The organism is Micromonospora foliorum (assembly GCF_022229015.1).
In the GTDB taxonomy this organism is placed as follows: Bacteria; Actinomycetota; Actinomycetes; order Mycobacteriales; family Micromonosporaceae; genus Micromonospora; species Micromonospora foliorum.
The window spans coordinates 1-9,596 of the sequence record NZ_JAKKFF010000264.1 but is presented as its reverse complement, the minus strand read 5'-3'; the positions used below and the strand labels follow the sequence as shown (position 1 = coordinate 9,596).

At 69.8% G+C, this 9,596-nt stretch carries 11 protein-coding genes; 5 read left to right on the top strand and 6 right to left on the bottom strand.

What is annotated here, in order from left to right; genetic code table 11:
• Window positions 1-910 (top strand): SDR family NAD(P)-dependent oxidoreductase (locus PSH25_RS19895; protein ID WP_238660517.1); only part of this gene is annotated, 910 nt, incomplete at its 5' end.
• A 24-nt stretch (window positions 911-934) separates the two neighbouring features.
• On the opposite strand, the gene PSH25_RS19890 is transcribed toward PSH25_RS19895, so the two are convergent.
• Window positions 935-1,474 carry a DUF4190 domain-containing protein gene (locus PSH25_RS19890; protein WP_238660516.1) on the bottom strand — a complete coding sequence of 180 codons (540 nt, stop codon included), beginning with the start codon at window positions 1,472-1,474 and terminating at the stop codon, window positions 935-937.
• Between the two features lie 177 nt (window positions 1,475-1,651).
• Between PSH25_RS19890 and PSH25_RS19885 the strand changes: the two genes are divergently transcribed.
• A complete protein-coding gene (locus PSH25_RS19885; RefSeq protein WP_238660515.1) occupies window positions 1,652-2,848 on the top strand; it encodes an acyl-CoA dehydrogenase family protein in 1,197 nt (398 codons plus the stop codon).
• 253 nt (window positions 2,849-3,101) lie between these two features.
• Here the strand turns inward: PSH25_RS19885 and PSH25_RS19880 are convergent, their stop codons facing one another.
• Together PSH25_RS19880 and PSH25_RS19875 are read right to left on the bottom strand one after the other, a co-directional pair.
• Window positions 3,102-3,509, bottom strand: a complete 408-nt coding sequence (locus tag PSH25_RS19880; RefSeq protein WP_238660513.1) for a CoA-binding protein — start codon at window positions 3,507-3,509, stop codon at window positions 3,102-3,104.
• Window positions 3,510-3,528: 19 nt separating this feature from the next.
• A complete protein-coding gene (locus PSH25_RS19875; RefSeq protein ID WP_238660512.1) occupies window positions 3,529-5,595 on the bottom strand; it encodes an intein-containing Rv2578c family radical SAM protein in 2,067 nt (688 codons plus the stop codon).
• Between the two features lie 93 nt (window positions 5,596-5,688).
• On the opposite strand from PSH25_RS19875, the gene PSH25_RS19870 reads away from it, so the two are divergent.
• On the top strand, window positions 5,689-6,108 hold the full coding sequence (locus PSH25_RS19870; protein WP_238660510.1) for a thiol-disulfide oxidoreductase DCC family protein: 420 nt from the start codon (window positions 5,689-5,691) through the stop codon (window positions 6,106-6,108).
• Here the strand turns inward: PSH25_RS19870 and PSH25_RS19865 are convergent.
• From PSH25_RS19865 to trxA, 3 genes are all read right to left on the bottom strand, one after another.
• Window positions 6,072-7,049 (bottom strand): HTTM domain-containing protein, encoded by a 978-nt coding sequence (locus PSH25_RS19865; RefSeq protein ID WP_238660509.1) that lies wholly within the window; start codon window positions 7,047-7,049, stop codon window positions 6,072-6,074. The two genes, PSH25_RS19870 and PSH25_RS19865, sit on opposite strands and share 37 nt — an antisense overlap.
• Window positions 7,046-7,486, bottom strand: a complete 441-nt coding sequence (locus tag PSH25_RS19860) for a hypothetical protein (protein ID WP_238660507.1) — start codon at window positions 7,484-7,486, stop codon at window positions 7,046-7,048. Before PSH25_RS19860 ends, PSH25_RS19865 begins: the two co-directional genes overlap by 4 nt.
• A 154-nt stretch (window positions 7,487-7,640) precedes the next feature.
• Window positions 7,641-8,003: a thioredoxin gene (gene trxA, locus PSH25_RS19855; RefSeq protein WP_030329190.1), complete on the bottom strand. Its 363-nt coding sequence runs from the start codon at window positions 8,001-8,003 to the stop codon at window positions 7,641-7,643.
• A gap of 548 nt (window positions 8,004-8,551) precedes the next feature.
• Here trxA and PSH25_RS19850 point away from each other — a divergent pair.
• Window positions 8,552-9,067 (top strand): MaoC family dehydratase, encoded by a 516-nt coding sequence (locus PSH25_RS19850; protein WP_030486570.1) that lies wholly within the window; start codon window positions 8,552-8,554, stop codon window positions 9,065-9,067.
• A gap of 92 nt (window positions 9,068-9,159) precedes the next feature.
• Window positions 9,160-9,596 (top strand): hypothetical protein (locus PSH25_RS19845; protein ID WP_238660505.1); only part of this gene is annotated, 437 nt, incomplete at its 3' end.

Below are 9,596 nucleotides of genomic sequence, written 5' to 3'. Positions count from 1 at the left end.
GGGCAAGGCGACGGAGCGGCGGGCCGCGGACAGCTCCGGACGCCGACCCCGACGGGACGTCAGCCGCCCGGGTGCGGCCCGGCGCGCCCGGAAGGGCGCCCCGGCGGGCAGCCCCGGCCCCGACGAGCCGGTCGCGCTCGCCGACCCGGTCACCATGCGCCTCGACGGGCGGGTCGCCCTGGTCACCGGGGCGGGCAGCCCGGACGGCATCGGGTACGCCACCGCCCGGCGACTCGCCGACCTGGGCGCTCGGGTGGCCATCGTCTCCACCACCAGGCGCATCCACGAGCGGGCAACCGAGCTGGGGGTCACCGGCTTCGTCGCGGACCTGACCGACGAGTCCGAGGTCGGCGCGCTGGCCGATGCGGTCGCCGAGCAGTTGGGCGACGTCGAGGTGCTGGTCAACAACGCCGGCCTGGCCAGTCGGGCCAGCCAGGGCGTGCTGCGGCCGGTGGCGCAGCTGACCTACGACGAGTGGCGCGGTGAGATCGACCGCAACCTCTCCACGGCGTTCCTGTGCAGTCGGGCGTTCATCGGCGGGATGGCCGAGCGGGGCTGGGGTCGGATCGTCAACCTGGCGGCCACGGCCGGCCCGGTCAACGCCCTGCCCACCGAGGCCGCGTACGCCGCGGCGAAGGCCGGGGTCGTCGGGCTGACCCGGGCCCTGGCCATGGAGATGATCGCCGACGGCGTGACCGTCAACGCGGTGGCACCCGGCACCATCTACACCGCGGCGTCCACCATGGCCGAGATCAAGCAGGGGCTGGGCACCCCGGTGGGGCGACCGGGCACGCCGGACGAGGTCGCCGCGGCGATCAGCTTCCTCTGCTCGCCGGCCGCCTCGTACATCACCGGGCAGATGCTGGTGGTCGACGGCGGCAACAGCGTCCGCGAGGCCCGCTTCCGCTGACCGCGCGGTCCGCACCGGCGTCGGTCAGTAGCCGCCGGTGTCGTTGGTGTTGCCGAAGGCCACCAGCGCCAGCCAGCCACAGCAGGCCAGCACGGTGAGCCCGGTGAAGACGTAGCCCAGGATCAGCCCCCAGGTCGCGAGCTGGTCGCCCTCCTCGCCGGTGGTCCGGATCTGCCGCTTGGCCACGTGACCGAGGACGGCGCCGGCGGGCGGAAACACGAAGGCGAACACCAGCGACAGGATCGCCAGCACGTTGGTGCCCCGACCCGGCCCGGACGGCGGTGGGCCGTACTGGCCGTAGGGGCCCTGCGGGGGGTACGGCGGCTGCTGACTCCAATGCCCCGACTGCTGCGGCCCCTGGTGGCCGTACGGCGACGGTTCACCGGCCGGCGGCCCGTACGGTGAGCGTTCCGCCGGCAGCTCGTACGCCGGCTGGTCCGGCTGCGGCGCGTACGGCGGCTGGCCGGCCGGCGGTGGCGCGTACGGCGACTGGTCCTTCGGTGGCTCGTAGGGTGACGGCGGCGGCTCGTCCTCGGGCGGTCCCGACGGCGGCGGGTAGCTCACAGCTGTCCTCCTCCTGCCGGTGCCGGAAAAGTCCCTCTTGCCGGACGCTACCCGCAGCGGTGAACCTTTTCACAGCGGTTGTGTGGACTGGTCACCTTGGCCTCGTCGACCCGGGGGGCCGATACTGACCCAGCGTTCAGTTACCCATGAGTAGTGCGCGGATCCCCGGAGGCTGAGATGGCCCGACTCGCCCAGACGCCTGGCCTGACCGATGTGCAACAGTCGATCCTGGAGACCGTTCGGGACTTCGCCGACAAGGAGATCATTCCGCACGCGCAGCGACTGGAGCACGCCGACGAGTACCCGATCGACATCCTCGACGGCATGCGCGAGATGGGGCTTTTCGGCCTCACCATTGACGAGGAGTACGGCGGGCTCGGCGAATCCCTGCTCACCTACGCGCTGGTGGTGGAGCAGTTGTCCCGAGGCTGGATGTCGATCTCCGGCATCGTCAACACCCACTTCATCGTGGCGTACCTGATCTCCCAGCACGGCTCGCCCGAGCAGAAGGCCCGGCTGCTGCCGAAGATGGCCACCGGCGAGGTGCGCGGCGCGTTCTCCATGTCCGAGCCCGAAACCGGCTCCGACGTCTCCGCGATCAAGTCCCGGGCCGTCCGCGACGGCGACCACTACGTGCTCAACGGGCAGAAGATGTGGCTCACCAACGGGGCGTACTCCTCGGTGGTGGCCACCCTGGTCAAGACCGACACCGGTGCCGAGTCCGTCTACGGCAACATGAGCACCTTCCTGCTGGAGAAGGAGCCCGGCTTCGGCGAGACCGCCCCCGGCCTGACCATCCCCGGCAAGATCGAAAAGATGGGTTACAAGGGCGTCGAGACCACCGAGATGGTGCTCGACGGCGTGACCGTGCCCGACTCCGCGATCCTCGGCGGCGCCGACAAGGTCGGCCGTGGCTTCTACCAGATGATGGACGGCATCGAGGTGGGCCGGGTCAACGTGGCCGCCCGCGCCTGCGGCATCTCCATTCGCGCCTTCGAGCTGGCGGTGAGCTACGCCCAGCAGCGCAAGACCTTCGGCCAGCCCCTCGCCAAGCACCAGGCGATCGCCTTCAAGCTCGCCGAGATGGGCACGAAGATCGAGGCCGCGCACGCCCTCATGGTCAACGCCGCCCGGCTCAAGGACGCCGGTCAGCGCAACGACGTCGAGGCCGGGATGGCCAAGCTGCTCGCCTCGGAATACTGCGCCGAGGTCGTCCAGGAGGCGTTCCGCATTCACGGCGGCTACGGCTACTCCAAGGAGTACGAGATCGAGCGGCTGATGCGGGAGGCCCCGTTCCTGCTCATCGGTGAGGGCACCTCAGAGATCCAGAAGACCATCATCTCCCGAGGCCTCCTCAAGGAGTACAAGCTCTGATCCGCCCCTGCTGATCGGTTGCTTGTTGCTCGTTGCCGGTTGCTTGTTGGCCGGTCGCCGATCCGCGTCGTCGGTCACGAGCGTGATGACCGTGAGGCATCAATATGACTCAGAGGCATCACGCTCGTGACCGAGGCTGTCCGCGCCGACGGACGCGTCGTCGTTGACGAGACAGGCCCAACAGAAGCGGCAAAGGCCCCCAACCTGGCACCACAACTGCATGATCGGCGGGGCGGGCGGGGTGGGGTTCGGGTTAGGCGAGGCGGGTGATGCCGGCGGCGGCGCGTTCGACGATGAGGCAGCGGTCTTCGACGTAGTCCATGCCGGCCTCCTCGGCGATCCGCCGCGCCTCGGCCGAGACGATGCCCAGTTGCAGCCAGACCGCGGGGGCGCCGATCGCCGCCGCGTCCCGGACCACCTGCACGGCGTCGGCTGCCGGTCGGAACACGTCCACCAGGTCGACGGGGTGCGGAATGTCGGCGAGGGTCTTGTAGGCCCGTTCCCCGAACAGTTCGTCGACCGTCGGGTTGACCGGGATGATGCGCCAGCCGTACTGCTGCATCTGCAACGGCACGCTGTGCGCGGCCTTGAACGGGTCGCGGGACGCGCCCACGACGGCGATCACGGCGGAGTCGGCGAGGATCTGCTGAGCGGTACGCACCAGCCGACTGTAGCTCCGACTAGAGCAGTGTCAGTTGCTCGGCCGCCGACGGTGGCGGCGGCTCGGGCAGGCTGCGGTTGTCGCCCCGCTCCCCGCGGTGCAGCCCGTGGCGGCGGGAGGCGATCCGCACCCGTGCGGTCAGCTCCCGCTGGTACGCCTGCGGGGCGTACGCACCGGCCCGGTAGAGCTCGCGGTAGCGGGGCACCAGGTGCGGGTGCTCGCGGGCGAGCCAGTGCGCGTACCACTCCCGGGCGCCGGGACGCAGGTGCAGGGGCAGGGCGGTCACGCTTGTCGCGCCGGCGGCGGCGATCGCCGAGACGGTGGCGTCGATCGACTCGTCGCTGTCGCTGAGGCCGGGCAGGATCGGGGCCATCAGCACGCCGACGGAGAAGCCGGCGTCGGTGAGTGCCCGGACGGCGTCCAGCCGACGGCGGGGGTGCGGTGTGCCCGGCTCGACGGTGCGCCAGAGGTGCTCGTCGACGAACCCCACCGAGAAGGAGATGCCCACCGTGGTCACCTCGGCGGCCTGCCGCAGCAGCGGCAGGTCGCGCAGGATCAGCGTGCCCTTGGTGAGGATCGAGAACGGGTTGGCGAAGTCTCGCAGGGCGCCGATGATCTGTGGCATCAGCCGGTAGCGGCCCTCGGCGCGCTGGTAGCAGTCCACGTTGGTGCCCATCGCCACGTGCGCGCCCCGCCAGCGCGGCGCGGCCAGCTCCCGCCGGACCAGCTCACCGGCGTTGACCTTGACGATCACTTTCCGGTCGAAGTCCGCGCCGGCATCGAGATCGAGATAAGTGTGCGTGTTGCGGGCAAAGCAGTTGTGGCTGACCACGCCATTGGCGATGAAGTCCCCGGTGCCAGTGGTGATGTCCCAGAGCGGCAGCTCCAGCCCGAGTGCCTCGATGCCGACAACCCGGAGGGCGCCCTGATGCTTCAGTGCGCCACCCTCGATCGACCGCTTCCGAGTAATGGCAGGGTCGGTGAGGTGGAAGAACCGGAGCCGGGCGGCGAGGCCCCCGGTCAGCCTGATCTCCCGCACGCGGTTGGCTAGGCCGCGATCTTCTCGCATGCAGGCGAAACCGAAATGGCGCAGTGCTGCCGTCGTCTGGTCGAGGATGGCGTCGTCGCTGTTGCTGATGCGCAGGACGCCTCTGCTGCAACTGCCCTCCGCGTCGAAGATGCCGGCCAGGAAGCCAAGCCGCCAGTCGTCACTGGGCTCGACCGGCCAACGAACGAGTTCGGTGATCGCCAGGATGTCCCGCTGCTTAGAGGTTCGGATGGCGGCCACTGCACGTCGCGTGGGACTGGCCGGGGTGAAATCGAAGCGCTGTGTCTTGACCCCTTCGAGTGCGAGGTAGCGCTCACTGCGGCTCAATGCCTCATCATCGGCCAACGCCAGCCGGAACCGGTGCACCGTCCCGTACGAGTACGAGAACGTGCCCAGGTGCGCGTCTCCCCGGACCATCCCGCACAGGTAGCCCCGGCGGTAGTCGAGTGACTCCTTGGGCCCGACGGCGAAACGACCGGTGCCGATCAGGCGGTTGTTGGTGGTCAGGTAGGGGCGTCGGGCATTGCCATGCATGGCCCCGGTGACGTACTTCCAGCCACGTTCGGAGAGGAACCGGTGGTCCCCGCTGGCGATGAGGGTCGTGCCGTCCTCCAGTGTGACCCGGTAGGCCGACTTCACCGTGGACCACTTGTCAAGGACAGTGGTGATCACGTATCGGCGGTAGGCGCCCCGTCGCTCGGTCCCGTAGATGCGGTCACCCGGCTCCAGTTCGCTGATCGGATTCGTGCGACCGTCCGCCATCAGGATCGGGGTGTCCGCGCCCAGGCAGTAAACACATGCATGAGAGCAGCCCCGGTACGGGTTGATCGTCCACTCGAACGGGACGCGGGACTGCCCGGGCACCCGGTTGAGGATCGACTTGGCCTGCACCTCGTAGAAGGTCATCCCGGCGAACTCGGGGGTGTCGAAGGTGCGGGCGATGGCGCCGGGCAGCGCCAGCGGCAGGGGTGGCGTCGCTGGCGCTGCCCGCTCGGGGTCTCCCTCAACCGGGGGAGCGGTGAGGTTGTCCCAGCGCATGGCCACTATTCGAACACGTGTACGAGACAAGCGCAAGTGACCCGCCGTACACCGGTGGGTGTCCGGATGGTCGGAGAGGGGAGGATGGACACCATGGAGACGTCGACCTTCGTCTACGACGGGGACTGCGCGTTCTGCACGAGCTGTGCGGAGTTCATCGAGCGCCGCATCCCCGCCGCCGCACGGGTGGTGCCCTGGCAGTTCGCCGACCTGGACGCGCTCGGCCTCACCGTGGCCGAGTGCGAGGAGGCCGTGCAGTGGGTCGGCGCGGACGGTTCCCGCGCGGCCGGTCCGGACGCCATCGCGAAGCTGCTCGCCGCGAGTGGTCCGCTCTGGCGGGTCGCCGGTGCCGGCCTGCGGTTTCCTCCGGTGCGCGTGGCGGCGTGGCCCGCGTACCGCTGGGTGGCGCGCAACCGCCACCGACTCCCCGGTGGCACCGCGGCCTGCTCGCTGCCGCAGGAGGCCCGGGAGCGGCTCTACGGCCCGACCGGTCGCCCGACCACCGGCGTCTGATCGTCGAGCGCCCGTTCCGCGCCGGCCCCCACCGGGTCCTGGCCAGGCGGCGCCGGCTCCGGGTCGTCGCCCGCCGGGCGCTGTTCCGGGGCATCCGTCGTCGCTGGGTCGGGAGTGTCGCGGCCGACAAGCCGGCGGGTCCAGACCAGCGGGCGCACCCGCTCCAGCGGTAGGAAGCTGGTCATCGCGGCCAGGTGCGGCGCGAACGAGATCGTGATGGTCGCGATGGTGACCGCGTGGAACGAGTAGAAGAAGCCGACCATGGCGAGTCGCCAGCGCGGCGGCAGGAGGAAGACCACCGGGCTCAGTAGCTCGAACGCCACGATGCCGAACTGGGCGACGATCAGCAGGTGCGGCACCTGGGCGATGAGGTCCGCCAGGTCGGTGCCGCGTCGGATGATCGCGCGGGCCAGGACCGAGCCGGTCAGCCAGTCCAGGCCGCCGAAGCGCAGCTTGGCGAAGGCGGCCAGGAAGTACGTGCAGATCACCGCGATCTGGGTGACGCGGAGGGCCCAGCCACCGGCCTCGGTGCGGGTGGTGTCGCCGTGCCGGGCGCGACCGGCGGTGGGCAGCACGGCCAGTGCGACGAGCAGCCCGAACCGGTCGTGGTCGACCTTTCCGTAGCTCATCGCGATGATCATCCACTCCAGGTACAGCGCGCACACCGCCCAGCCGAGCAGCCGGGGCGCCCGCCCGGTGGCGGCGAGGAGGGCGAGCAGCAGCAACGCCCAGAAGATCACCGTCACCAGCGTCTCGGTTGGCGTCGGCAGTGGGAGCAGGCGGCCGATCAGGAGTGGCTGGTACAGGTCGCCGGGCACGCTGACCCGGGTGCGTACCCAGGGGGTGAAGATCACCAGGTCGGCGGCGACGAACAGGTAGATCAGGGTGCGGAACGCGGCCACCCGGCCCCGGGGTACGGCTTCGGTCAGCCAGCGGTTCATCGGGTGGCCTGCCAGCGGACGACGGTCTGGTCGGTGTGTTGGCCGGTCGGTCGGCCGCCACGAATGCCGTGCCAGCGGATGACGATGCGGACCTCGACCAGCGCGGGGGCGTCCGGGTGGCGTTCGGCGTACGCGTCGGCGACCTCGGTGAGCAGCGTCGGGTCGGCGGCGTACCGAGCCTGCTGACCCTCGATCTCGGCGCGGCGGATGCCTGTCGCGTTCTGGTCGAGGTCGATCACCGTCCCGGAGCTGTTCACCCCCTCGACGCGGGTGTCCGGTGCGGGGGCGTTCGGCGGGTTGGAGGTGGAGTACATCCGGAACGGGCCGAACGGGAAGTCGTCGTCGCTGCCCCAGAAGGTGCCGGCGACGAGCAGGACGAGACCGAGTGCGGTCGCGCCCAGCCGGGTCACGCGCCCGCGGGTGGTCAGGTTCTCCATCGGGTCGTGACGATACGGGATGTACCGACTGCGTCGGGTCCCTCCGACGGCCAGTTCGGCCTGACCAGGCAGGTGATCATGCGGGAGCAAGCGGGGGTACGACGAAGGCCGGGCCCGAACCGGGCCCGGCCTCGCGTGTCGTCGCGCGGACGACTCAGTGGTTGTGCTCGGCCAGCTGCTTGCGGACGTCGTCCATGTCCAGCGCCTCGACCTGCTCGATCAGGTTCTCCAGCGCGGACTCGGGAAGCGCGCCCGGCTGGGCGAAGACGATGACGCCGTCACGGATCGCCATGATCGTCGGGATCGACCGAATGTCGAACTTTGCGCCCAGCTCCTGCTGAGCCTCAGTGTCGACCTTGCCGAAGACGATGTTCTGGTGCTTCTCCGAGGAGCGCTCGTAGACCGGGGCGAACCGCTTGCACGGACCACACCAGTCGGCCCAGAAGTCGACCAGGACGATGCCGTCGTTGCCGGTCACCTCGTCGAAGTTCGCCGAGGTCAGCTCAACGGTTGCCATTGCACTCTCCGATCACCGCGGTTTATCTACGTCCCGTAGAACCAGGGCTGACCGTATCGAATTCCCGGGCGGTGGGGCACGAAACGTGCTCGGGGCTGCCGGGGGGCGCTGCGGGTCATCGACACGCGTCTGTTCACACCCGACCTGCGGAACGCAAGTGCACGGCGCACTTGCGTGACCTGACGTGATGGGAGCGTTTCCAGGGAGATCCACGCCCTTGAGCTGTACGAATCGGTAACTTGGCCCCTGACGAGGAGGTATCCGGCCTGCGGAGATCGCTGATCAACCTCCGTTCCATTACGGAGAGTAGTGTTACAAAAAGATAAATGTGACCGCGATCTCTGTTGAACCTACGCAGGCGTAGGGCAGAATTCCTCACATCAGAGCGTGGGCGGCGGGTGCCGGGGAGGGCCCCGCCGCTCATTGCGTCTCCCCCCTGGCGAGTGACCGGTGTGACATTTCCGCCGCCCTCGCGCCCCGCCGGTCGCCTTAACCACCGGTAAGGCATGCTGTGCCGAACTCCATCGCCGCCCGTCGAAGGGACCAGCATGCAGTTCGGTCGCTACTACGAGGAGTTCGAGGTCGGCGCGGTCTACCGGCACTGGCCGGGCAAGACCGTCACCGAGTACGACGACCACCTCTTCTGCCTGCTCACGATGAACCACCACCCGCTGCACATGGACGCGCACTACGCCGCCACAGCCAGCCAGTTCAAGCGCAACGTCGTGGTCGGCAACTACATCTACTCGCTGCTGCTCGGCATGTCGGTGCCCGATGTGAGCGGAAAGGCGATCGCCAACCTGGAGGTCGAGTCGCTGCGGCACGTCGCGCCGACCTTCCACGGCGACACCATCTACGGCGAGACCACGGTGCTGGACAAGCGTGAGTCCGGCTCGAAACCCGACCGGGGCGTGGTCTCGGTGGAGACTCGCGGCTACAACCAGGACGGCACGATGGTCTGCGTCTTCCGGCGCAAGGTCATGGTCCCCAAGCGGGAGTACGCGGCCGCCGCGGTGCCCGACGGGGTGGATCCGGAGCGGCCCAGCTTCCCCGAGCCGCGCTGACCGTCGCGGCGGGCTCCGACCGTCGACGAACACGGGTTCCTTCCTCACCGCGGGTCTGCGGGGGAAGGGGCCCTGTTCCCGTTTCGGGGCATATGCTGACGCCGGAGGTTCCGATGAGCCACTCCGTCGCGGGAGAGCCGTCCTCTGCCGGCCGCCGAGCCGCACCCTTGACCACCGCTGTCTACTCCGCCGTCGAGTGGGATCTGCTCACCAGCCTGCCCGGTCGGGTGCTCGTGGCCGCCGCGGCGCCCGGTCCCGGCCGGACGGAGCGTGGGGTCATGGCGAGCCTGGCCGGCGTGGACGCCGTGGCCGCGGGCCGAGCCTCCGACAGTGATCTGGTCCGCGCGGTGGTCGCCACGATCTACGCCCGCCACGACGGCACCCCGCAACCCGCCGAGCGGCTCACCGATCTGGTGGACCTGCTGGCCGCCTGTCGGGCGGCGAGCCGCGTCCTGCGGCGCCGGGCGGACCCCGCCGACTCGGCCGCGTACCGCCAGTGGGTGCAGTCGGTCGCGGCCCGGGTCTGTCG

Bases quoted from the DNA above. Each gene is read 5' to 3' on its own strand.
- PSH25_RS19885 (WP_238660515.1), top strand. From the start codon at position 1,652: ATGGCCCGACTCGCCCAGACGCCTGGCCTGACCGATGTGCAACAGTCG.
- PSH25_RS19875 (WP_238660512.1), bottom strand. From the start codon at position 5,595: ATGCGCTGGGACAACCTCACCGCTCCCCCGGTTGAGGGAGACCCCGAG.
- PSH25_RS19870 (WP_238660510.1), top strand. From the start codon at position 5,689: ATGGAGACGTCGACCTTCGTCTACGACGGGGACTGCGCGTTCTGCACG.
- PSH25_RS19865 (WP_238660509.1), bottom strand. From the start codon at position 7,049: ATGAACCGCTGGCTGACCGAAGCCGTACCCCGGGGCCGGGTGGCCGCG.
- PSH25_RS19860 (WP_238660507.1), bottom strand. From the start codon at position 7,486: ATGGAGAACCTGACCACCCGCGGGCGCGTGACCCGGCTGGGCGCGACC.
- trxA (WP_030329190.1), bottom strand. From the start codon at position 8,003: ATGGCAACCGTTGAGCTGACCTCGGCGAACTTCGACGAGGTGACCGGC.
- PSH25_RS19850 (WP_030486570.1), top strand. From the start codon at position 8,552: ATGCAGTTCGGTCGCTACTACGAGGAGTTCGAGGTCGGCGCGGTCTAC.